A 23,986-nucleotide genomic window follows, 5' to 3' on the forward strand; every position below is an offset into this window, starting at 1 on the left:
ATCCTTATATCGTAATATATGAATATAACGATTCATAAAGGAGCTAAACCATGGACAACAATTACCGAGCCTTTGATGCAAAGGCGGAAGTACTGAAAGCTATTGCCCATCCTGTGCGGCTTTGTATTCTAAACGGCCTGCTTCAAAAGGGAAACTGCAATGTTTCTTTTATGCAGGATTGCCTGGGGCTGCCTCAATCAACAGTGTCCCAGCATTTGCAGAAGCTGCGGACGGCCGGCATTGTAGAAGCGGAGCGCAACGGACTGGAAGTGAATTATTCCATTAAAGATGAAGGAATCAAGCAGTTCATTGAACTGTTCCTGAAGGAGGAACAAAACTGATGGCAGCAAAAAAAGTTTTAATTGTCGGAGGAGTAGCTGGCGGCGCTTCGGCGGCAGCCAGACTAAGACGTCTGGATGAGCATGCAAGCATTGTTATGTTTGAACGGGGAGAGCATATTTCCTTTGCCAACTGCGGCCTCCCCTATTTTATCGGAAACAGTATCAAAGAACGCTCACGCCTTCTGGTGCAGACGCCGGAAGGCATGAAGGAACGGTTCAATATCGACGTCAGGACGCGCAGCGAGGTGGTATCCATCAACCATGAACTGCGGCTCGTTCAAGTCCTCAGCGCGGAAAAAGGACTGTATGAGGAAAGCTATGACGCGCTTATTCTGTCGCCGGGAGCCAAACCGGTTGTTCCCGATTTGCCCGGCATTTCGGGACGCCATATTTATACGCTTCGCAACATCCCGGATATGGACAGCATCAAAAACAAGGTTGACCAAGAAGGCACTCGTTCTGCGATTGTAATCGGAGGAGGCTTTATTGGTGTGGAGATGGCAGAGAACCTGCGAGAGGCCGGGCTGGATGTGACGTTGATCGAAGCAGGGCCTCAAGTGTTGGCACCATTGGATCCCGAATTGGCTGGCATTCTTGCCAGCGAACTGTCAGAGCAAGGCATCGGATTGCTTTTTAATGAAAAGGTGAAAGGCTTTGAGGAAAAGGGTGATGGCGTCGGCATCCATCTGGAAAGCGGAGGTACTGTTGCCGCAGACATGGTTCTGCTTGCGATTGGAGTAGCGCCGGATACGTCCTTTCTAAAGAATAGCGGCTTGGAACTTGGCCCGCGCGGCCATATTGTTGTCAACGACAAGCTGGAAACGAATCTTTCAGGCATCTATGCAGTCGGCGATGCTGTGGAAGTTATTGATTACGTCAACGGCGGCAAAGCCGCAATTCCGCTTGCAGGCCCAGCCAACAAGCAAGGCCGGATCGTTGCCGATAACGTTAGCGGATTGGATACCCGCTACAAGGGCACCCAAGGAACCTCCATTATTAAAGTATTTGGTTTAACCGGGGCAGCTACTGGAAACAACGAAAAAACATTGAAGCGCCTTGGCTTGCCTTATCATGCCATTCATATTCATCCCAATTCCCATGCCGGCTACTATCCCGGAGCTTCGACTCTGTCATTGAAACTGTTGTTTGATCCAAAAGGCGTTGTATTGGGCGCTCAGGCCGTTGGCAGGGATGGCGTAGACAAAAGGATCGACGATATTGCCACCCTTATACGGTACCGGGGTAATGTAATGGAACTAAGCGAACTGGAACTGGCTTATGCCCCTCCTTACTCATCTGCAAAAGATCCCGTCAACATGGCCGGCTACGTTGCCGAAAATGTTGTCAACGGACTAGTCGAGGTATATAGTACTGCCGATTTGGAGGGCCGTGACGAAAAAAATACGGTGTTGCTGGATGTCCGGTCGCAAATGGAGCACGAGGCAGGTCATATCCCAGGTTCCATTCACATCCCCGTCGACGAGTTGCGGAATCGTTTGGAGGATGTGGATGCCAGCAAGGAGATATGGGTGTACTGCCAGGTCGGGCTGCGCGGGTATACCGCTTCGCGTATTTTGAAGCAACGGGGGTTCCGCGTAAAAAATTTGAGCGGAGGCTACAAAACCTACCGACTGTCATATCCGCTTCCCTATCCGCGAGAGCCTCGCAGCTCCGCTGGGACAATGTTTACCTCCGGGTTCGGCACAACTGCCAGCTCCAAACCGCAATCGACAATTTTGCATTTGATGCCAAAACAATCCGAATCCATGAAAGCAGCGGGGTCAAATGCCGCCAACTCATATAGCGAAGCCTCTGCTGCTCTGGAGCAAGCAGCCGGTCATTCGCAAAGGGAGACCAGCGCGCTTGAGGCGGACGCCGTACTGGATGCATGCGGCCTTTGTTGTCCCGGACCTCTTTTGCAGGTCAAAAACCGCATGGAGCAGCTTGACTCAGGCCAAGTGTTACAAGTCCTCGCCAGCGATCCCGGGTTTTATGAAGACATCCGCGCCTGGGCAAAAATGACCGGAAACCGGCTGGTTCAGCTCCACAAAGAGGCAAATGGCACAATTAGTGCTTGGCTTCAGAAGGAAGACTCTCCGCCTCATTTAGCGGGAGCTGCCCAAAACAGCCCTGTTAACCATTCTGCTGCAAGGTCAAACAGCAGCACAATTGTTGTATTCAGCGGCGACCTGGACAAAGCTATCGCTTCATTTATTATCGCCAATGGCGCAGCCGCAAGCGGCAAAAAGGTGACGCTTTTCTTCACCTTTTGGGGGCTTTCCGTCATTCGCAAAAACAACAAGTCTGCAACCGGGAAAAGCTTCATAGGCAAATGGTTTGACTTCATGCTGCCCCGAGGAAGCCGAAGGCTCAAAATGTCCCGCATGAATATGGCGGGGGCAGGACCGGCGATGATTCGTTCGCTAATGAAAAGCAACAACGCCGCTTCCCTTGAAGAGTTGATTCAATCTGCCATTGCACAGGGCGTAGAAATCGTCGCCTGCCAAATGTCTATGGATTTGATGGGATTAAAGCGGGAAGAGCTGATGGATGAGGCGGTTATTGGCGGAGTCGGCTATTATCTGGGCCAAGCCGAAGGCGGAGGCCATCATCTCTTTGTCTGATTGTTGCGGGAGGCGGCATAGTTCAGGATGGCGGCAGCCGCCCGTTCCCTGCGCTCGGCATCGCCGTGCTGCATGGCCTGCCTAAGAATATCCAGCGCCATCCCGATGCTTGAATACTCCACATCAGTTCCCGCTCCGGTATCCGTAAGAGCCGGCGAAAACCAGAATTCCAGTTGCGCATGGGTCACATCCTCGCCATAACGCGCAATTGGAATCCCTTGGTCCAGAAGCAGCTTCAGGACATCCGGCACTTCCGAAAAAGGAATGCTTTTCAACCAGGTAACGCCGCGGCGGTGACAGCTGCCATCGTCCGACTGATCTCCCTGCTGAACATAGTAATAGTCGCCAAGATCCCCCCAATACACCTCTTCCCCATTCCTGACAAGGATATAATCTCCGTCCTCCATATCCTGAACGAACTGCCTGATCCCATCCAGCTGCATTTCTCTTTGTCGCAGTTCTGTTCCAGGCTGTCTGCCATCAGCCCCCTCGCCGACTGCGGTTTCCTCCAAAAGGCGTTTCAGCTCTTTTCCGTTCAGGCCTTCCAAATCGCCAACGCCGGGGCAAAAGAGGCAAACAAAGCAGTCCCGGACAAAATCTTTCATTCGGTTGTTCCCATTAATATCAGGCGTCAAAACAAACAGCTTCATTACATATTGCCCCTTTCCTTCATCACCGTAACCGGTCAGACCGAGCGGATATAAGACAACGCCGCGGAAGCAGCCTGCTCAACCTCGCTGTCGCCATGTTTGATGTAGCGGCTCAAAATCAATTCATATTTGCCTTTAAAAGTGAGGCCCAGCGTCTCAATCGCCTCGGCCAGCAGTTCGGGTTCCACCTCATCCAGACGATCTGCCAGCAAATCAAGGGGACCTTGTCCATATTGACCTAAAAGCTGCAGCATATCCTCCTTGGCTTCTTTTTCATGCGGCATAAATAAATGCTGCTCCAGCATAGCAAAAATTTCATCGGCATACTCCAGCTTATATCCATAATAAGGGTCCAGATATTGATCCAGACAAAATAGCAGGCTCCTGATCCCCCCGGCGGTTCCATTTATCAGAACATGACGGATGGCCTCCGGGCCGCTTTTAACAATTTCCCGTTGAGTGTCCGAATACGTAATCATGCTCACTTGTTCCTGCTCCTCATTCATACAGCCTCGCCTCTCATCAGGTTGTTTCGGTTGCATTGCACATGACGGTACAGAAAATCGCCGAACAAATCGCGACCCTGATAGAGGTACAGTCGTTCTGCCGTCTCTACAATGTCGCACAAGTCATGTTCGTGAAGCGATGCTGCTTCCGTAACGCCATTGGGCTGCAACCGGGCTTTGATTTTGATAGCGGACAACGCTTCGTAATCTTCCAGAGCTCCAATCCGCCGCAAGCAATCTATCGTTTCATCCAGATATCGACCGGTGCCATTTTCCAAAAAGCCCGTGATGCCGTTTACCGACAGTTCCGTATCCAATTCAATTAATAGGATGATATCCTGCAGCACCTCTGGAAGCTCGCGAAAATGTCCCATAGCTTCCTGGCCCCGCGCTTCATATAAATTGCGGCACACTTCATTAACAATATCTTCTGCAGTGCCGTGCCGCGCTGTCTGAAGCGTAACCAGGCATTCTGCCAAACCCGTATGCGACATTTTATTCCCTCCAGTATCATCAGCAAATCCTGTCGCGCCTGACAGGACTGCGGTTTAAGCTATCATCATATTAGCATATCAAATCAATAGGAACCATGGAGCCTGAGCAACCCCGTCCAAAGAGTGATTTTTGTCGTTGACATTTCAATTCCGAAGCGATAGCCACTTTGCAGGATTATCTTGCATTCCACCCTTATTTCATTTACTATTTTGATGATTACATAGTACAAAACACCTGAAAGTAAAGATACAATCACTAAAAAAGGCCTAATTGCATACGAGTGACGAGGGGAAGAGATTTGAATGATCGGTTACTTCAGAAAACGTTTGGTAGTGCGCATTGTCGCAATGGTTACTCTGGTCATTCTCGTAATCTCGGCCGGAAGCATGTTTCTTCAGCTGGCTAATTTAAAACAGGCCGCGCAGGAAGCGATTTCAAGCTATAATATCCGAATAGCCGAAAGTTATGTCAAACAGCTGGATACCGACGCTTATATTCAATTTGCCAAGGCTCCGGAGCAAAATGAAGCTTTTTTGTCCATTCGGGACGAACTGGATCAATTTCGCCAGCGCATTGGAGCCATGTATGTTTATTTTGTAAAAATCGACGACAATGACATACCGCTTATGATGGTGGATGGAATCTTGGATGAGAACCTGGCTTCAGGCATCAACGATGAAGTAGATATTCCGGCCGACGCCGTTCAGGAGCTGCTTAAGGGCAGCACAGCCAGCTCCTCCGTTATCGAAAATGTGCAATACGGGAACTATATTTCCTCCTACGCTCCGATTATCGGTGCGGATGGAGCCTTGCAAGGCGTAATCGGGATTGATACCGGTGTTGATGTGATCGGCCATATTGAAACCGATATTTTGACATCCAGCATTCCTCTCTACTCTGTGCTGCTGGTTATAACTATTGCGGGCATCATTGCCGTTATGTGGTTTATTGCAAGAGGACTTCGTCCGCTTCAGCCGCTAAAGGCCAGCGTCGACAAGATGGCGCATGGCGAATTGGCGGAGGCCGGACGAATTCTGAAGGATTACCGTCTTCGCAGCCAGGACGAGATTGGAAGCACGTTTAAAGCCATGATCCATATGTCGGAAAATTTGAATAGCATCGTTGGAGGCATGGTGGAAGGCGTTGCGGCTACTACTTCGATATTGACGGAATCGACGGAGCAATTCAGCCGGGATGCGGACGATATGCTGAAACTGGGAAGCACCGTTGACAGCTCGGTAGAACAAATCCGGCAAGGCGCCCATTCCCAAAAGCAAGGCGCGGGAGACAGCGCTAACGCGATGGAAGAAATCGCCAAAGGAATCACCGATATTTCGGAATCTTCCACGGCCGTATCGGATGCGGCTACAGGCGCATTGGCTTCAGCCCAAACCGGCAAACAAAGCATAACGCAGATGAAGGGCCAGATGGTCAATATTTCGGCAGCCGCAGACGAAGTCACAACAAAGGTTACTGTATTAAACGGCTATTCCGAAGAAATTATCGACGCGCTTCATACCGTAAAAGATTTTGCAGCTCAAACAAAGCTGTTGGCGCTGAATGCCTCTATTGAAGCGGCTCATGCGGGCGAGCATGGACAAGGCTTTGCGGTTGTTGCCGGAGAGGTGCGCAAGCTTGCCGAAGCCTCCAGTTCCTCGGTGCAGCGGATTTCGGATTTATTGCTTGGCATTCAGAAGGAATCTCAGGAAATTGGCGAGCGGATGAGCGCAACAGCCCGCGAGATCGGCCAAGGCGTGACATTATCCGGCGATGCAGAGGCAGCGTTCCTGCATGCGGTGGATGCCTTTCAAATCGTAACGGAACGGATACAGGAGGTTTCGGCAGCAGCCGAAGAAATATCCGCCGGCTCCGAAGAGGCTTCGGCTTCCGTGCATGTCATATCCCAAATTTCCTCCGATGTTTCCGAACGCTCGGATGAAATTTATCGCCTGACCCGCGAACAATCCGCCGTGTTCCAGAAGGTTGCGGATATGTCCGCACAGCTGCGAAGACAAACTCATGCCATGAACGAAGCGGTAGGCAAAGTAAAAGTCTAGCCTTCAAAAAATTTGATCAGCGGGGCAACACGTCACTCAGGAATGCTGTATTGCTCCGCTGCTATTTAAGTTAACTAGCATTAAAGTTAACACTGGCTTATTTTTCAAATCATTTTTTGCACTTTTAATAGGTTATACCAATCATCATCACCCACGATTTCGATATAACGCCGCCCAAACATGTAATTTTCCAAAAATCCATTCCATTGCTCATACGATTGAATCCTCGAATTTTCAACTAAACAGTAAACCACCCCGCTTTTTTTATTTATATACAAGGGGTATGGATCAATTTTTCCAATACAAATCCATTCTTCAAACTTTCCCGGCATGTCAGCAACAGGAAACTGAAAATCGGCTAATTCATGTTGCCCGAATAGTATAATGCTTCCGCATCTCATAGATCCATATTTGCTAAGAAAATGATAATAATCATGTAGCGCAGCATCCTTTACATTAAAATCGGAGTCTGCGATTATTTTTTCTTGAATTTCTCCTATCGTTAAATGAAAGAGATCTTCATCAAGCACATTTTTCATCCATTCGATTTTCTCTTGAATTGTTTTGCTCATATTCTTTACCTCGCCAGTTATATTATTATGCTCGACTCGCGCACGGACGAATCTCCTATTTTCTCACTTCCAATATAGGTAGATTAGCCAATCCCCCATCTTTACAAATCATTAACCTCCGCCACGAATAACTCCATATATAATAAAATGGTGCTCTGAAAAGGGCAACTTTACCCAAATAAAGGAGGCTGAAGCTTTTGAATAATAGCAGCATGCCTCAATCGCAACCTATTCGACAGCCGAAAGCGTCCCTGAAGTCCCGACTGGAAATACTGTGGGTCGCAACCAAGCTTGGTTTAACCTCTTTTGGGGGACCTATCGCCCATCTGGGCTATTTTCATAACGAATACGTGAAACGCAGGCAATGGGTTGATGAGAAAAGTTACGCGGATATGGTCGCACTGAGCCAGTTTCTGCCCGGTCCAGCCAGTAGTCAGGTTGGCATTGCAATCGGCATTCAGCGTGCCGGGCTTTGGGGCGGCCTGTTGGCGTTTCTAGGGTTTACGCTTCCTTCCGTCGTTGCCTTGATCGGATTTGCGTTGCTGCTCCAACATTTTTCGATCGCCGATGCCGGATGGCTTCGCGGTTTGAAGCTGGTTGCGGTCGCGATTGTCGCTCAAGCCGTTGCTGGGATGGCACAGAAGCTTGCGCATGATAAAATTCGAATGTCGATTGCATTCATCGTGGCAGTCGCGAGCCTCCTCTGGCAATCTTCATTCAGCCACGTGGTTTTGATAGCAGCAGCCGGAATCACGGGGGCTTATTGGTTTCGGGAACAAGAAGCAACGAAACGGGAATCCTTGCATGTGGGGATAAGCAAAAAAATAGGATTGCTGCTTTTAGCTTTATTCCTTGCCCTGCTGATCGCGCTCCCCATCATTCGCAGTGCAATTTCTCTGGATGCCATCGCCGTTTTCGACAGCTTTTATCGCGCGGGTTCGCTCGTATTCGGCGGCGGCCATGTCGTACTGCCTCTATTGGAACGAGAATTGGTGCCGAGTGGCTGGATTAGCAAAGATTCGTTTTTGGAAGGCTACGGCGCCGCGCAAGCCGTACCCGGACCATTGTTTACCTTTGCCGCATACATCGGTGCGATCATAGGCGGTTGGCCGATGGCTCTTCTTGCCACGGCGGCCATCTTTTTGCCAGGTTTTCTTCTCATCGCGGGAGCGCTGCCATTCTGGCATTCCATTGGACGTTTCAAAAGAATGCAGGGAGCCTTTAAGGGTATTAATGCTGCCGTTGTAGGACTGCTTCTGGGGGCTTTTTATTCCCCGATCTGGACTGATTCCATTATGCAACCTGCCGATTTCGGTTTGGCCGCTATTTTGTTTTGCTTGCTTGTTTATTGGAGGTGTCCGCCATGGCTTGTTGTCATCGCGGGCACTGCGGGCGGAACGGCATTGTCGCTGCTTTAACCTGCAATAGAAGTCTTTTCAAAATGCCGAACAATAAACGTCGCCGGTCTGGGCGTCCAACAATCGAGGGGGGCGTCCTGTTTCAGTCTCGATAAGGACATAAACAAGCCGGTATTGGCGACCGGACTTCTCTGGCGAATATTTGGTTTCCCATTTTAATTGAAGCTTCAGCGAATTCATATAAAGCGCCTTCGCTAGCGATACGTTTATCGCAGGCTTCGACGACAGCCCCGCTAATTTCTCCGGCTTCAGAGGGCTTGCCATAAACATGCTAACCTTGCCGGTATTCCGATTCACGGCGACAGTTGTAGATTCCAAGCCTACAGGCAACTCTCCCGCATAAGCTTTAAACAACATATTGATCATTTTCCGCCCTCCCCCCGGCTCTTCATCCGTATCTTCGTTCAGATGCAAACGTAGAAAAGGCAGCATGCCCGGCGTCAAGGCTTGTACATATTGAAGCGCAATCCGAAGACATTCCTTCCGGCTCAACAGAGACAAGCCTTCGTCTTCATCACCTGTAAAATGCATAAATCCAAGCAGCCGCCGGCTATTTTTATCCAGCTTGGCTTTAATCGTTCCTTCTGTCCTATCGGCAAAATACGAAGACCATGTACGTTCTTTCGTCTCGATGTCGCGATTCTTTTTTTGCCAAGCAACCCCTATTACGGCTTCGCTCAACTCCACTTCCCGAACCAGCTCGTAACGGGCCGTATCAACACCAACCCATTCCTCCAGCGAACGATCCTCCCATTTGGGCCAATCTCCCCCTTCAAATGAGGAGAAATCTATGGGCAAATAAACCTCCTCGGCTGCTGGCGGCACTTCAACGGAATCAGCTTCTCCAGAATCATCCTGCCCGCTCTTGATCGCATCGGCAGGTTTTGCCTCTCTGAATGCAGGGAAACTTCGCACAAAGCCTGCTGGCTCATACACCAGCTTAATGCCATCGTCGCCTCCAACATATGCTCCAGGTGACAAAACTTCATATTTTAGCTCCATCGCCAGTTGGTCCCGAATTTCGGCAAGCAATTCATTCGGGTCACGCAATTGACCTGAACCTGGCATCTCCGGCTCCTCGACCTTTCCAAAGCACTTGAAGTCCTGAACTTTCCCGTTAGCCCCATTCACATGAATCCGAAAGCCGGAGTGGGGAAGCGGCAGCCCCATGGCAGTTTGCCGATAGTAAAACCAGCAGCCTCCCGCTTTCCAATCGGACTCGATATGCGGAAATGCTTGAAGCTCGCCGGGGTAATAGTCCTCAATAAACCGTTCGGCGCAGACCTTCAGTTCCTCCTGGGACATGGAATCCTCCTCTGCAGTTGGCTCCAAGTCTATGGAGTATTCCACCAAGCTTCCTTGCTCCGATAGAGTAATGGAAATGCCGCAATCGGTTCCCGGCATCACCCATACAAAGTTGGCCTCGCCCCGAGCCTCGGAAGAGTCGGCATTTTCCTGGTAGTCCTCGATCAACAGCTCATAGTCGGATGGAATATGAAACATGCCTTCCACTTGCCGCTTAAGGCGTCTCCGCAAGGCAATCAGATTCTGTTCCCTTCTCTGGAGCTGTTCGGCTCCCTTGCTTGCCTCTTCTTGGCTTGTCTCTACTTGGCTTCGCTCTTCCTTGCCGTGAAGCTGCTCGCGCAATTGCTTCAGCCCCTTTCTCGGACTTGTTTTGACTGTTCCCAGAGGGATATCCAGCGCCGTCACATTAGCTATCAGGTATTCACAGTTTGTGCAGCGTTATTTCGCTTCGCACCATAAACCTTGCGTTAATGCCTGCCTGGCCAATTCCTTTGGATATGTAGTAGCTCCCTCCATCTTCGGCGCGGTGCAGTCCCTTATAAATACCCTTTGCCGACAAAGGGCCTTTGGGCTTGATATCAAATAAAAAAGGCAAATTAAATTGCTTGCCGTGAAAGTGGCCCGCCATTAAATAATCGTATGGCTTGCGCAGAAAGAGTACGACATTGGGGTCATGGGTAATCACAAGCACCGGTTTGCCCTCTTTGACCCTCTTAAACGATTCTGTAAAGCGGCTGTGGCGCGTGCTGTAATTATCGATTCCGACAAGCTGAAAATCAGGCAAATCCACCATTGCATTGCGCAGCAAAACAACGCCGCTCGACTCTAACAAATCGGCCAGCTTGCGAAGGCGCGGCAGCTCATGATCATGATTGCCAAGCACTGCGTAAACGGGAACGCGTGCTGACATAATTATTTCCAAATAACGAGCCAGCTTTGGCAAATACTCCTGCCGGTACGTATAGTCTCCCGTCAAAAAAATATAATCCGGCGCCGCTGCCTGGATAACACGCCGCAGCGCCTTTGGTGAAATTCGGAGCATATCCACATGCAAATCGCTGATTTGCAGAATCCTTTTGCCAAGCCCCAGCGGATAATCCACCTGCTCCACCTTGAGCCATTGCGTAGGGAAAATGAGGAGCAAATACAACAAAACGGCTGCCGACGCAGCCGCAATCAACAAAGATATCCAAAAGGCCATGTCGCACTCCTCTTTTCCATTGCTGCCGTCTGTCTCTAAAAATGAAAGTTCAAAAAGTCCGGTTTTCAGTGCCAAGAAGATGGAATGAAGCTAGAAACTGAGTAGCGGAGCTTAGTGGATGCTAAGTGAGCAACGGAAGTTTCGGCTGAATTCCATATTCGACGCTGGTCATGCCGCCAGGCATGTTCCGCAATGGGAAGCGGACTTTTTGAACGACCTTTAAAGCTAGTATAGTGGAGTTGGGGTTATAATGCTACTGACGCAGGCCGTCCCAGCAATGCGCTGAACAAACCTTCCTCCTTTGACAACCGATCGAACGGGCCTGACTGAATAATGCGGCCGTCATCCACAACCACCACCTGATCCGCATTGCGAATCGTCGTATAACGATGGGCCACCACCACAATCGTCATACGTCCTTTGAGACGCTCCAACGCCATCTGAATTATGCTTTCATTGACGCTATCGAGCGCGCTTGTTGCTTCATCCAGAATAAGCAGTGACGGCTTGCGGAGAATCGCTCTTGCCAGCACCAGCCGCTGGCGCTCGCCTCCCGAAACCATTACGCCACGATCACCGATCAGCGTATCCAGTCCGTCGGGCAGCGACCTTACAAAGTCAGCTACAGCCGCAAATTCCATTGCTTCCCACAGCTCCGCCTCCGTGGCATCCGGACTCATCATCGTCAAATTATCCCTTATGCTGCCGTGGTACAGGAACGCCTCCTGCGGCACATAACCGATGGATCGGCGCAGCCTCAGCATGTCGCGCCTGCTCAGCGTTTTCCCATCCGCCACAATTTCTCCCTGCTCGGGATGAATCAACCCCAGAAGCAGATCAACAATCGTGCTTTTGCCAGCTCCCGATTTGCCGACAATCGCGGTCATGCCTCCTGCCGGAATATGCAGATGAACATGCTTCAATGTATAACCGGGCTGCGTTTTCACATAGCGGTAGCACACGTCGCGCAGCTCCAAACCGCTGGTGATGGACAACGGCTCAATGGCGCTATCGCCATGATCCACATATACCTCGTCCTGCTCCGCAAGACATTCCCGCTGCAACTCCTCCAGCACCTTAAAACCGGGCAAAGCGGAAGCCAACTGCTCCAATTGCGATTGAATGCCGGTGAACCGCGGCCATAGCCGTGCGAACAGCACCGTGATCAGCAGCATCTGGGGAGCCTGCGCCTGAAACAGGCTTGCTCCAGCGAACACAAATACAGCAATAAGCACAGCGGAGGCCACTTTATAAAACAGCTGCGAATTGCTTCGCATCCTGGTGAATTCATATCTTTCAGCCTCGATCTTGGTGGACCAATCCTGCAGCCACTGATAACGAGAGCCTTCGAGCAAATGACTTTTAATATCCTTCATGCCGTTAAAATGATCCGAGATGCCCGCCAAATAATGTTTGGCCAAGTCGACCGAAACAGAGCCGAGCTGCTTCGATTTGGCGATAAATCGGCGAGACAGCAGACCAATGATCAGACCGCAGCCAAGCACAAACAACGACAGCTGCCAAGATAGCCAAAACGCCAATCCGATCTGGATCATCGTGAACAAAATGGAAGCCAGCATTTGCAGAAACAAAAACGCGCCTCCCGTTACTCTTCCAAGCTCGCCTGTCAAAGCATTAATTAAATCCGATTTTCGTTTGGTAATAAAAAAGCTCCAGTTCGCCTGAAGCAGCATCCGATAAGTTTCCAGCCTTAGCTGGTTTATAAAGCCGGTATGAATTTTGACCTCGCGAAGGCTCAAGCTCCGCTGCAGCAAACTTTGCATCGTCGTCAACGCAACAAAAAAGAGCAGCACCAGTACAAGCGCCTGCGCCGTAGGCAGCTCCTGCAGAAAAGCCAGCTTGTCTAGAAAAGGCATTCCGGCGCTCGGAGCGCTGACGATTCCGATAATGCCAAGCAATGGCAAAAGCAGCAGTACGGCCGCTCCGTCGAGCAGTCCGATCGTCAACATGCCCATCATATTAAAATAGAGCTTTTTTCCGGCGTAACGGTTCAGCTTCCCGGCAAAATACCAAATATGCTTCATATCATCATCGCTTTCCGGCGGCGGAACTCAGGCAGGATTCCGGCAAGCAGGCAAACTTGCCCACCTCTACAAACCGATCCATTTCCTCCGCCCCAGTAATATACCATGGCCCGCTTCTCAACCACGCGTGGGCAATCAGCTTGCCATGCTCATCCTTTGAAGTTCCCAGATACAACGTACTCGAAATACCTCTTCGTTCCAGCATTTTGAGACCGGCAACGGCACGCACCAGACATTTGCTCTCCCAAAATGTATTCCGGCTCATAATATGCAGCGCATCCATAATCATCGACAGCTCGCGCCGGTGCTTTCCATCATCCGCAGCGGCACTTTCCTGCATAAACGTTCCCAGTGTCGCGGCCAGCTTTACGAAGGGGGTATTCAGAAGCTTGAACCTGGCCCAGCCCATATAAAACCCCGCCTCAAGCAGCAGCGACATTTGGGTGCGGTCCATCCCCGCCAGCAGCTTCAGTTTTTTGGCAAGCCTCGTCATATAACCCGCCTTAAACCCCAAACCGGATTAACCGCTCCTCCGAAAGCCGTGCCAAAAAGGCAAACACCTCAGCTTCGCAGCTTGGCCGATCAATCTCGTATTCATCCAGCAGGCTTTGAACAACGGACCCCACGGTAACGGGTTTCTCCAGAAGGTCCCAGATCACCGTGCCGATTGCTCCCAAATTGTAATATTTGCCGCTGTCTACACAAAGCAGCACACGTTCTCCATTCATGTCGCTTGCAATGTAATTGTAGCTTTGCACAACCGACAGCTGTAGCGAAAACGTCATCTGGACCGTACGATCGAGCAGGTCTTGCTTGATTACCATGGACATGAACTATTCCCCCGCAGCTATTGTTTTTAAAATACAATCCGCCATTTGCGGCACCGAAAACTCGCCAGCCGGCCTGGCCATGCTGTATAGCGGCAAACGCGCGGCTAATGCCGCTGATTGCCGGAAATGCCATGAAAGCAAATGCATTCTGCCCAGCAACTGATAACGATACGTATGACGCATCAGCAGCGGCAAAGACTGCAAATTGCCAACCCGCGAGCAGATCGCGTCTCCCGCGCTTTCTCCTGGACCAGTCAACTCGACGATTGCGGCCAGCGGCAATGGTCCGCTATGGAAACGGTCTTTGACAGGCACGCAAAACTTGCTTTCCCTACCATAAATAGAGGACAACTCTTCACTGCTCCTGCCCAAAGCCTCCAGGCTGTTTTGCCAAAGCTTTTGTTGGGGGTAAGCGGATGAAGCCAGCGGCGGTCTTCCGTCCTCCGTAATATCGACCGCGATCACATCATCGCTAACAAGTCCGCATCCCCTCTCCAGCAAGGCGGATGCCAATGTCGATTTACCGGCTCCCGAGTTTCCGACGATTGCTATCGCCTTGCCGCCGATCGCGACCGCACTGCCATGCAGCGGATAAATGCCTCTTTGAAGCATCAGAATTCCGCAGCAGGTTCCCAGCGTATATAGGCGAATCAGCCCTTCATCGGCAAAAGCATACGGCGATATAATAATGGTATGGCCATCCTGTACGCGGAAAACTCCGGCGTCCGGCATTTTTACCGTTATATTGCCTGTGTCCGCAACAAAATCGTACGCTTCGCCGTCAAACCCGCTTTTGAGAAAGGGGTCCAGCTTGATATGTACGTCCATAGCCGACTCAGGCTCATCCGCAGGCATCAGCTCCGGCAGCCTGAGCTCGCTGTGGATTGTTAACCCAAATGCGCGGTATAGGAATCCAACTTCCGTTTCCAACACAACCATCGCCTCCATCCACCCAGGTACCCCGGCAAGCTCCTACCCTCTCGGTATAAGAGCTTGCCCGGCTGGCTTGTTTCACTTGCTACTAAGGCGTGTTTGCAAACTCCGCAGAGCGGGTTGTATACACGTCTTAGCTAGTAAAGCGCGGATTTTCACTGTACTGGCCTGGCACGTAAGCCTCGTCAGTCAAAGGGCCGTTAGTGGTGGATGCTTCAGTCATGTGGACATGAAGAACTTCCAGTTCAGGCTTGCTCCATTCTTTTTTCAGTGTCATATTCGTTCACCTCCTTTCAAAGATGCATTAATATAAGTTCAACTAAGGATTGTTGGCAGGAGTCCGCCGCGGGAATGGTTCTTCCGATCGCATTGGTTTCCAAATTTACACAAGCGAACGCTTGAAACGTTCTGGAAGAACGTCGCTTCGTAAGCATTAGCTTTTTTCTTATGTCCGTCTAGCGGTCGCCGATGTCCGCTAGAGCCCCAAATAGATGCATTGGCATCAGCTAACGGTCACCCGTGTCCTTTAGACGCTCAAAAGTCGCGTTTTGGGGATGAAAGTAAGCTTTTACGGTCATGGATGACCTTTAAAAGTGGACATGGTATCAAAACAAGACTTTAACGGTCATGGATGACCGTTGCGCGGGGCCAGCTTCCGGCTCTGGCACTCCACCAAACACCGCCTACCGTTTACTGGCCGAATTCAGCAATCGGAAGCCCCTTGTCCCACAAAGCAACTACGCAGCCTGCTTCAGAAAGCGGTGAAGGATCAGGCAAACCATCAATGCATTGATATGCCTGCCATGGGCATCCGAGGGAGAGACTCCATCTGACAGCTCGCCAAGCGCTGCGCGGAGTACCTTGCCGTCCACCATCTCCAGCAAAGCGCTGTTGCCGGTCATTTCCCGAAACTCGCTGTGAAGCTGTTCCCACCGGGGAATGACCCGATGCAGCCAATCGGCTCCCTGCACTCCACGTATCGTTTCGTTCAGCCGGATTCCATCCGGAAGCATATGCTCGGTCGCTCTGCGCACCAGAGCCCTGGACATCCCCTTGTGCACATACTGTTCCTCTGGAAGCGACAGACAGAATGAAATGACGCGAAGATCATTTGTAGGGTCCCGCTTCCAGACGCCAAACCGGTAGGAAAGCTTCGCAGCTAACGTATTGCTGGCATTCCAATGATAAAGCTCTTGAAAATGATTATTCCGGTTTTCATACACATTATTGGATGCCAGCCATCCGTCCGACCCGATGCCATGTTGCTTCAACACTTCATAGACACCGGTTTTTGCGGCAAAGGCTTCATTAATAATGACCTGATAAGGCGGCGTTTTCTCCTTGCGCCAAGAGAAGTTCGACAGCAGCTCACGGCCAACAAGCGACAACAAATGCTTGCGGCCCGTTTGCGCAGCATACCTGCGAAACGCCAGCTCCTCCATCAATTTGCCCCAGCGCATTCTCTTCATCAATTCAGTATAAAAGGGTATGGCGTCTCCCCAGGAAATACTCAAATTCCCTCTACCGCCATTCAAAATCACGCCAACATCGTCTCGCTCCGCATGCTCGAAAATGCCTTTAAGCCAAAAGGAATTGATATAAAATTTATAGGGCATTTCCATAATGCCCAGCATCCCGTCTATTTCGCTGTAAGGATCGCTGCCTTCAAAGTTCAGGTAATGCTCCCTTATGCCGCCAATATGCGCCACAGTTTGGGCAATATAGGGCGTTTCATCCGCCGCGTAGCAGCCCGGGGTATAATCGACAAAATCCGAAACCGGCACATAGCTGTAGGTATAAAGGGAAAGATCGTCCCGGCGCAAGCGGCGAGCCGCGAAGCTGGCAACGGCTCCTGAATCCAGTCCGCCGCTTAACTGTGCGCCAACCCGCCGGAACGTCCGGACTCTGGCGTCAACAGCCTCCTGGAAAACCTCTCGGAAAGCTTCCACATAATCATTATCGTTTTTCAGCAAAAGCTTGTTCACCGAATCAAGCCTGCAATACCGCGACATCGTTAAGGTACCATTCTCCAGCAAAAAATAATGGGCCGGCGGAACCTGCTTAATATTTTTATAGACTGTTTGGTCCATGCCGACAACATCCACAACTGCCGTAATCGCTACATATTGGGCCAGCCACTGCTCGTTTAGCTCGCGGCTTGCATCGTCCAGCGCCAGAAGCGGACTAATTAAGGAAGAAAACCGGAACGAGCTGTCGTTCCAATGGAAATAAAGCGTTCTGCCGCCGGAAAAGTCTCTTGCGCCGTAAAGCCTGTTTTTATTCCCGTCCCATAGAACAAAAGCAAAATCGCCAATCAGTTTGCCAGCAGCTTCCGTCCCCCACTTGTCATAGGAGAGCAGGATCAATTCCTGATCGCTGACATCTCCGCGTTGTCCCGGTGGTATGCCAAGACTATCCAAAAGCTCCTTGCGATTGTCGATGATGGCGTCGGCTGCAATGGTTAACCGCCGATTGCTGTCATGGTATGGATTAGGAACGCCTACAGCCTCGGAAGTGATCCATCGGCTGCGGCAAGTCAGATACATCGGACCCTCCTGCCATACGCCTTCATAGTCGGCGGGACATTTCGACAAAGTCCTGCGGAGTCGTTCTCCCTGTTCGCCGGCATTCCGGCTTTCGCATATATTCCATATCCCGGCGATCGCGCTCATTTGTGCCTCCATATCTCGTCGCTTTCGTTCTTTATAAAGAACATACCTGTATATTAACATCGCTGTTAACGGAATGTCAATCGTGTTTCTGCAATATTTTTCATATATTTTCAGTAAAACGTTCTTTTTAGTGAACATCTATTTTGTTACCTCAAAAGATAGCGAAAAAGCCGCCTTCTTCGGCGACTCTTTCCCTCGCGTATGAATTCCGTTATAATGTAAACAAATGAAAACTTATTTGAGGCTGAAGCACTAACGGAGGAGTCTGTCATGATTGGAGAACGCATTCAAATGTTTCGCAAACGGAGAGGCCTCTCGTTAACCGAATTGTCTCAAAGAGCCGGAGTTGCCAAATCATATTTGAGCTCCATTGAAAGAGGGCTTCAGCAAAATCCATCCATTCAATTTTTGGAAAAAATCGGCGAAGTGCTTCATGTGCCGGTTGAGGAATTTGTAAACAGTGAACAACAAGATCGCCCTGCCGGCGAGCTGGACCGCGAATGGGAAGAAATTGTGCGAGAAGCTATGAATTCCGGCGTCAGCAAAGAACAGTTCAAGGAATTTCTTGAATTCAACAAGTGGAAATTCAATCGCGAGTAGCGCTGTATGCTTTCATACAGCGCTTTCTTGTATAATGGATGAGCGCTCTTCCCCGATAATAGATAGAACCCTTCTTACTTCGTCCGGTGTCAGCCCTTTGGCGCGTGCGCAAGCGATCAACTCCACCCACTCTCTGTCCAGTTGTCCGTGCTGCATGTTTTCCGAACCATTTCCAGTCATGTTCATCCCCCATATCGTCGGGGCGGTTGCACCACTGACTCCATGCGCCTAAGGTGCCCAGATACTAGGCGCATTTCAACGTCTCCCTTATCTTTTTACTGCACATGATTGATCTTATACGATCGGACATGCATATGCTGTCGGTTCATGTCTTCGTTTTTTGATAGATTATTTGTCAATTTGTCGAATTTTTTTGGACGTTTGTGTTCAATAATTCCAGTACTCATTAAAGCGGCGACGGAATAAAAGATAATAGCTTGAGTATAGCGCGTTTTGGCACCCCCCCCGTATAAATCCGTCTGGCCAAAGCATGCAAGCCCGCGGAATCCCGGTTCTGCAGGGCAAGCATATAGTTTCGCGGCAAAGAACCTTTGCCTGACAAGTTGTACAGGCTTTCCCGCACTGCCGGATGATTGCAATACTCGCCAATATGCCGCATGCGCTCACCGGTAGTCATATCCGCGTAAAACAAATAGACGAGACAAGTCAACAGCGTCCTCAGCAGCATTTCGCTTATGCCCCGCCTGTGTTCGGCAAGCCCGCTCCCGCCAGGATGTCCGAAGCAGCGATCGGCAACCTCCTGCTGAATTCTGTAGCCGTTCACGATATCCGGGAATAGATGAGGCATATAGCGGCTCGTTGTGCCGCCGGATCGGTAATAATACAGGCATTCCGGCAAAACGGCAACACGCCGCGCGTTCAACAGCATCTCCAGGTTGTAGAACAGATCGTCGCCAAAAAAAACGATGTCCTCCAAAAAAGCCCCGCAGCCAAGCAGCAGCTCCCGCCGGTACAGCTTGCCATGCAGCGTCGCTGGAAACGGATGCCCGTGCAAATAAGCGGCAACAAGCTCATCGCGAATCTGCTCGCCTTCATAATTTCGCGGCGATTGAAAATAACGGCTGCGGTTTCTTCGGCGAAGCAGCGGCAAGCCGTCAATTACCCGGTACGTGTTGCAAACGGCTATGTCCGCCTCCTGCGTCTCCGCCACTTTAAGCAAAGACTCCACCAATTTTGCGTCCATCCAGTCATCGGCATCGGCAAAAACGACATAGGGAGCCAAGGCAGCTTCCACGCCGCGTCTTCTTGCTCTAATGCTTCCCGTCTTGTCCTGCTCCAGCAGCAATACCCGGCAGTCCATCTCCACATAGCGGCGGCATAAGTCCCCGCTCCCATCCGTCGAGCCGTCATTGACCAAAATAACTTCGATATCGGGACATGACTGCTCCAGCACGGAGTCCACACAGCGGCCCAGCTTGCGGCCCGCGTTATAGACGGGAATAACCACGCTGGCTTTGGCCGCCGTCTTGCGCATGTCCACCTGTCTCCTTTCGGTCTCTAGCGGGATGCAAGGCCGGTTTGGGCCGTCGCTCTGACATAACCTTGCGGATTGGAGGATTGCCAGCGCCATGCATCGCGGCACATCTGCACAATATCCCGGTTGGCTTCCCAGCCAAGCTCCCGATTTGCCTTGGCGGAATTGGCGTAGCACGCCCCGATGTCTCCCTCACGCCTGGCCGTAATCCGGTAAGGGATTGCTACACCGGATACATGCTGAAAGGCTTCGATCATCTCCAGCACGCTGAAGCCGCGTCCCGTACCCAGGTTGTAAATATGCAAGCCGCTGTCTGATCCGATTTTCTCCAACGCCTTTAAATGTCCCTGCGCCAAATCCACCACATGAATATAATCCCTTACGCCGGTGCCGTCAGGCGTATCATAATCGCCGCCAAACACGGCAACCTCCTTCAGCCTGCCTACCGCTACCTGGGCAATATAGGGAAGCAGATTATTGGGCAAACCGCCGGGATCTTCTCCAATCATACCGCTGGCATGTGCGCCGACAGGGTTGAAATACCGCAAAATCGCAATGCTCCACGCCGGGTTGGCATTGGCCAAATCCTGCAATACCTGCTCGATCATGGCTTTTGTCCGGCCATAGGGATTAATGGCGCGCACAGCCGCTTCCTCCGCGATCGGCACAGCATCGGGCACGCCGTACACCGTAGCCGACGAGCTGAAAATAAGCCGATGCACGCCAAACTCTTCCATCACCTCGCAAAGCACAGTCGTGCTGGTCATATTTTGATAATAATATTTAAGAGGAAGCTGCACGGATTCACCCACGGCTTTTAAACCGGCAAAATGAACGACCGCTTCAATATCGTTTTCCCGGAAGATCCGGCGAAGGCTTTCCTTATCCGTCAAATCCGCCATATAAAAAGGAAAGGCTCGGCCAACAAGCTTCATAACGCGATGCACGGCTTCTTCCTTGCTATTGCTCAAGTTGTCGACAACAACAACCTCGTAACCCGCTTCCATCAATTCCACGCATGTATGGCTGCCGATATATCCGGCGCCTCCCGTTACCAAAATCGCCATTTTCTCTCCTCCTCTATCTTGCTTGCGAATCATTAAGGCTCAACCGGATGATCAAGCCTTAACGTACTGAAGACACTTCGGAAAAAATGCGGACCATCAAACAAAACGAATATAAGGACTGGTTCTCAATTAGACTCTTATTCGTTCTTATTAAAGAATATCAAGGGCTGACGATACCGTTCCCCATCAAAATATAGCCGAAATTCACTTGCACTCGCACGCAGTAGTCAGGAAGGGCTTCCGGTAGCGGCTAGCGGCCGCGCTTGCTCCTCTGCTTTTCCTCCCTTGGTCTGAACGTCGACCAGCTTGCCCTTGTTCATGACATAAACAATGTCGCAGCCAGCAATCGTGCTCAGGCGATGGGCAATGATGATGATCGTTTTATCGCCTTTCAGCGCTTCGACGGCATTCATGACCTCCTGCTCCGTTTCGTTGTCCAGAGCCGACGTGGCCTCGTCCATGAACAGGACGGACGGATTATGATACAACGCGCGGGCAATGCCGATCCGCTGCCGTTGGCCGCCGGAAAGACGGACTCCCCTCTCCCCCACTTCCGTCTCCAAGGCATCCGGCAGGGAGGCAACGTAAGTTTTGAGCTGGGCTTGCTCCAGACAATGCCAGACTTTGGCGTCGTCGATTTCATTTTCGTTAACGCCAAATGCCACGTTTGCCCGTATCGTATCGTCGGTCAAATAAATAAACTGGGGAATGTATCCGATCTGGCTTCTCCACTCGTCCATGCGGTAGTTCAGGCTGACGCCATCCACAATCACTCGTCCGCGCTCCGGCTCCAGCAGGCCTAACATGATGTCAACCAGCGTCGATTTTCCGGAGCCGGATTCGCCGATGATGGCGGCCGATTTGCCTGCCGGAATCGTCAGCGAAATGTCGGTGAGGGCAACCTCCGCCTGCTCCGGATAACGGAAAGTGACGTCGGAAAGCTCAATGGAGCGCTTAAGCGGCTCTGCCCGGTACGTGCTCGCCGGGGTCGGCATTTGCCTCCCGGCACCGCGCCTGCGGGAAGCCCGTCCGCTAACAACAGCTAAATCCTCGTACACGACGCTGAATGCCGGTATATTGTATTTTATCGTGGTCACCAAACCTACGATCCGGTTTATGGAGGGCATTAAGCGGAAAGCCGCCAGGGAAAAAAGCGCCAGGGTCGACATCATGCCTTCCACGCCGGTGTCCTGCAGCATAATGACGAGCAGCATGACCAGAACAAGCGTAACAAGCAGCGTTTCGATATACAGGCGCGGCACATGATCCAGCACCTTCATATATCGGGTATTGTTTGCGTTGCGCACGCTATGCTTGCGGTAGGCCTCCACAAAAAAATGCTCCTTGCCGGATACCTTGACCTCTTTGCTGGCGCCAAGTCCCTGATTGGTCCACTTGATCATTTCGCGGTTTATATTTTGCTGCTCCCGTCCCCGATTGCCTATTTTTTTGTTGAAGAGGGCGAAAAAAAGAGCTACGCATGCCGCCATCAACCCCGATACGATTAAAGTAGCAATCGGCTCGATCGCCAGCAGCAGGGAAAAGATGCAGATCATCACTACGATTTCCGCAATAAGCTGCAGCGCCGACAGAATAACGCCCTGAAAAACCTTCGGCACCTCCACATTGATATTGCGCAGAAGCACGGCGGTATTCCGCTGAAGGTGAAAGACATACGGTTTGGTCAGATAAGTGCGAAACAGGTTTTGCGACAGCTTGACCTGCTGATCCAGAATAACTTTGTATTGCCTGTGCTGATACCAGAGGATGTAGACATTTTTGACCACAAAAACGGCCAGCAGCAGCACTACGGAACAAATGAGAAACGCAGTCGTGCTGGTGAATTGCAGCGTTTCGTACAGATAGGACAACACGCTGTTGTCTTGAATCAGATTAGGCTTCGTTGCCATCGAAATAAAAGGAACAATGAGTCCGATTCCGAGCACTTCAAAAAATGCGGCGAACAACATCATGACCAGTATGAAGCCCAGCTTTCTTTTCTCTCTTTTGTCGAACAAGCCGTACAGCCTGCGGATTACATCCTTCATCTCTTCTCCACGCCCTCAAAAAATAGTGTTGTGCTCTGAATCAAATTGTCCAGAATGTGATGCATGCGGACCGGCTTGATCCTCTCCAGACGGTCTCCGACAATGACTAGCCAATGAACAATCCATTCCAATTGAAAGACCATGCGATAGGTATCCGGGTTAATCGGGGACAGCTCCAGTTCCTTGGAGGTTTCCAGTTCATGAAGCAGGGCGCTTGCGTCGGGTTCTTTACGGACAAAGTTGTAGAAATAATAGGCGTCATAGAGAAGCGAGCGCCATTTCATAAACTCCCAATCTATGCCGATTAAACGGCCGTCGCGGCGAATCAAGTTTTTCAAATGCAGATCGCCATGGGAGAAAGCCAGGTCGATATTTTGCTCCTCCGCTCGAGAAAGGCTTTCGCGCAGCGTGGCCATGAAAGATAAAATCAGTTCTATTTTTGGCGCGTAACGCTCGTCCTCCATCATGTTGTCAGGCACTTTGGCAGTCAATTTGGTGACGTAATGGGTGAGCGGCACGGTTTTGATGGGAAACTGGCTAATGACTCGGCCGATAAATCCCATAATCTCCGTTTGCAGCCTTTCGGATTGCTCCAGCTTCTCCGGCGGTTCATGACTTGTATTCAAATATTCTTCTTCATACCAGCCCTCCTTCTGATTTTCCTCCACGATTCGGGGGCCGATGCCTGACTGCCCGATTTTGCGCAAATAAGAAACCTTCCCGGTCTTCATTTCCTTGGAGGGACCAGCCTGAAAGGTCGTAACAACTTCCCGTTCAGCGTCAAAAACCATATAAGCGTTGTCGTTTTTTTTGAATAAGGCGACCTGGCCGTAAACCGGCAGCTTAATGGTGGAAAGCTTGTTCTTTTTTGTACCCCTGTGCATGTAAAGCAGCAGCTTTATCACTCTGTAGCTCTTGGCAAGGCTATCCGGCATCAGGGTGTACCGCGCGGTTTCATCCACTAATGCCAGAGGCTTGAATTTATTCATCAGATAACGAAACATTTTCCATTTTCCGGTATCGATGCAGTAATAATAATTGTTGATTTTGACATAGGTAAAACGTCGAATTGACATCTCCATCCTTTCATGGCAACTAAACGTTCTTAATAATGAATATAGTTCTTT

Annotated in this window: 22 protein-coding genes and 1 riboswitch; of the genes, 5 read left to right on the forward strand and 17 right to left on the reverse strand. The window is 50.6% G+C overall.

The features are described from left to right. Positions 1–50 precede the first annotated feature (50 nt). Complete coding sequence (locus ACX93W_RS09415) at positions 51–341, forward strand: ArsR/SmtB family transcription factor (protein WP_459392110.1); 291 nt, start codon at positions 51–53, stop codon at positions 339–341. Continuing rightward, positions 341–2,965 carry an FAD-dependent oxidoreductase gene (locus ACX93W_RS09420; RefSeq protein WP_459392111.1) on the forward strand — a complete coding sequence of 875 codons (2,625 nt, stop codon included), beginning with the start codon at positions 341–343 and terminating at the stop codon, positions 2,963–2,965. The genes ACX93W_RS09415 and ACX93W_RS09420 overlap by 1 nt, the downstream gene beginning before the upstream one ends. On the opposite strand, the gene ACX93W_RS09425 is transcribed toward ACX93W_RS09420, so the two are convergent. From ACX93W_RS09425 to ACX93W_RS09435, 3 genes are read right to left on the reverse strand one after another with little or no spacing between them, the layout of a single operon-like run. Continuing rightward, positions 2,950–3,615, reverse strand: a complete 666-nt coding sequence (locus ACX93W_RS09425) for a hypothetical protein (RefSeq protein ID WP_459392112.1) — start codon at positions 3,613–3,615, stop codon at positions 2,950–2,952. The genes ACX93W_RS09420 and ACX93W_RS09425 overlap by 16 nt on opposite strands. Before the next feature lie 35 nt (positions 3,616–3,650). Beyond that, complete coding sequence (locus ACX93W_RS09430) at positions 3,651–4,121, reverse strand: hypothetical protein (RefSeq protein WP_459392113.1); 471 nt, start codon at positions 4,119–4,121, stop codon at positions 3,651–3,653. After that, positions 4,118–4,615, reverse strand: coding sequence for a DMP19 family protein (locus ACX93W_RS09435; RefSeq protein WP_459392114.1), 498 nt, complete (start codon positions 4,613–4,615; stop codon positions 4,118–4,120). Before ACX93W_RS09435 ends, ACX93W_RS09430 begins: the two co-directional genes overlap by 4 nt. A 303-nt stretch (positions 4,616–4,918) precedes the next feature. On the opposite strand from ACX93W_RS09435, the gene ACX93W_RS09440 reads away from it, so the two are divergent. Then, complete coding sequence (locus tag ACX93W_RS09440; RefSeq protein ID WP_459392115.1) at positions 4,919–6,673, forward strand: methyl-accepting chemotaxis protein; 1,755 nt, start codon at positions 4,919–4,921, stop codon at positions 6,671–6,673. A 104-nt stretch (positions 6,674–6,777) separates the two neighbouring features. Here ACX93W_RS09440 and ACX93W_RS09445 read toward each other — a convergent pair whose 3' ends face one another. Beyond that, entirely contained in the window at positions 6,778–7,245 is a 468-nt protein-coding gene (locus ACX93W_RS09445; protein WP_459392116.1) for a hypothetical protein, read from the reverse strand. Positions 7,246–7,457: 212 nt separating this feature from the next. On the opposite strand from ACX93W_RS09445, the gene chrA reads away from it, so the two are divergent. Continuing rightward, the gene (gene chrA / locus ACX93W_RS09450; RefSeq protein ID WP_459392366.1) at positions 7,458–8,663 is read left to right on the forward strand and encodes a chromate efflux transporter; all 1,206 of its coding nucleotides are present in this window, start codon (positions 7,458–7,460) and stop codon (positions 8,661–8,663) included. 18 nt (positions 8,664–8,681) lie between these two features. Here chrA and ACX93W_RS09455 read toward each other — a convergent pair whose 3' ends face one another. From ACX93W_RS09455 to ACX93W_RS09490, 8 genes are all read right to left on the reverse strand, one after another. Continuing rightward, positions 8,682–10,310, reverse strand: coding sequence for a YcdB/YcdC domain-containing protein (locus tag ACX93W_RS09455; RefSeq protein WP_459392117.1), 1,629 nt, complete (start codon positions 10,308–10,310; stop codon positions 8,682–8,684). A 79-nt stretch (positions 10,311–10,389) separates the two neighbouring features. Further along, entirely contained in the window at positions 10,390–11,169 is a 780-nt protein-coding gene (locus ACX93W_RS09460) for a metallophosphoesterase (protein WP_459392118.1), read from the reverse strand. 245 nt (positions 11,170–11,414) lie between these two features. After that, positions 11,415–13,214, reverse strand: a complete 1,800-nt coding sequence (locus ACX93W_RS09465; protein ID WP_459392119.1) for an ABC transporter ATP-binding protein — start codon at positions 13,212–13,214, stop codon at positions 11,415–11,417. Positions 13,215–13,218: 4 nt separating this feature from the next. Continuing rightward, positions 13,219–13,707, reverse strand: coding sequence for a lasso peptide biosynthesis B2 protein (locus ACX93W_RS09470; RefSeq protein WP_459392367.1), 489 nt, complete (start codon positions 13,705–13,707; stop codon positions 13,219–13,221). Positions 13,708–13,717: 10 nt separating this feature from the next. Next, positions 13,718–14,044 (reverse strand): lasso peptide biosynthesis PqqD family chaperone, encoded by a 327-nt coding sequence (locus ACX93W_RS09475; protein WP_459392120.1) that lies wholly within the window; start codon positions 14,042–14,044, stop codon positions 13,718–13,720. Between the two features lie 3 nt (positions 14,045–14,047). Then, on the reverse strand, positions 14,048–14,977 hold the full coding sequence (locus tag ACX93W_RS09480; protein ID WP_459392121.1) for an HPr kinase/phosphorylase: 930 nt from the start codon (positions 14,975–14,977) through the stop codon (positions 14,048–14,050). A gap of 133 nt (positions 14,978–15,110) precedes the next feature. Next, complete coding sequence (locus ACX93W_RS09485) at positions 15,111–15,254, reverse strand: paeninodin family lasso peptide (protein WP_459392122.1); 144 nt, start codon at positions 15,252–15,254, stop codon at positions 15,111–15,113. A 460-nt stretch (positions 15,255–15,714) separates the two neighbouring features. Next, positions 15,715–17,649: an asparagine synthase-related protein gene (locus ACX93W_RS09490; RefSeq protein ID WP_459392123.1), complete on the reverse strand. Its 1,935-nt coding sequence runs from the start codon at positions 17,647–17,649 to the stop codon at positions 15,715–15,717. Positions 17,650–17,919: 270 nt separating this feature from the next. On the opposite strand from ACX93W_RS09490, the gene ACX93W_RS09495 reads away from it, so the two are divergent. Then, on the forward strand, positions 17,920–18,249 hold the full coding sequence (locus tag ACX93W_RS09495) for a helix-turn-helix domain-containing protein (RefSeq protein ID WP_459392124.1): 330 nt from the start codon (positions 17,920–17,922) through the stop codon (positions 18,247–18,249). A 12-nt stretch (positions 18,250–18,261) separates the two neighbouring features. Here ACX93W_RS09495 and ACX93W_RS09500 read toward each other — a convergent pair whose 3' ends face one another. From ACX93W_RS09500 to ACX93W_RS09520, 5 genes are all read right to left on the reverse strand, one after another. After that, entirely contained in the window at positions 18,262–18,429 is a 168-nt protein-coding gene (locus tag ACX93W_RS09500; protein ID WP_459392125.1) for an anti-repressor SinI family protein, read from the reverse strand. An 11-nt stretch (positions 18,430–18,440) separates the two neighbouring features. Continuing rightward, positions 18,441–18,524: riboswitch (cyclic di-GMP riboswitch) on the reverse strand. A 131-nt stretch (positions 18,525–18,655) separates the two neighbouring features. Next, positions 18,656–19,744: a glycosyltransferase family 2 protein gene (locus ACX93W_RS09505; protein ID WP_459392126.1), complete on the reverse strand. Its 1,089-nt coding sequence runs from the start codon at positions 19,742–19,744 to the stop codon at positions 18,656–18,658. Positions 19,745–19,767: 23 nt separating this feature from the next. Further along, positions 19,768–20,811, reverse strand: a complete 1,044-nt coding sequence (gene galE / locus ACX93W_RS09510; RefSeq protein WP_459392127.1) for a UDP-glucose 4-epimerase GalE — start codon at positions 20,809–20,811, stop codon at positions 19,768–19,770. A gap of 227 nt (positions 20,812–21,038) precedes the next feature. Further along, complete coding sequence (locus ACX93W_RS09515; protein WP_459392128.1) at positions 21,039–22,859, reverse strand: ABC transporter ATP-binding protein; 1,821 nt, start codon at positions 22,857–22,859, stop codon at positions 21,039–21,041. Then, positions 22,856–23,935 (reverse strand): phosphotransferase, encoded by a 1,080-nt coding sequence (locus ACX93W_RS09520; RefSeq protein WP_459392129.1) that lies wholly within the window; start codon positions 23,933–23,935, stop codon positions 22,856–22,858. The genes ACX93W_RS09515 and ACX93W_RS09520 overlap by 4 nt, the downstream gene beginning before the upstream one ends. Positions 23,936–23,986 lie beyond the last annotated feature (51 nt).

This window comes from Paenibacillus sp. CAU 1782 (assembly GCF_054551715.1).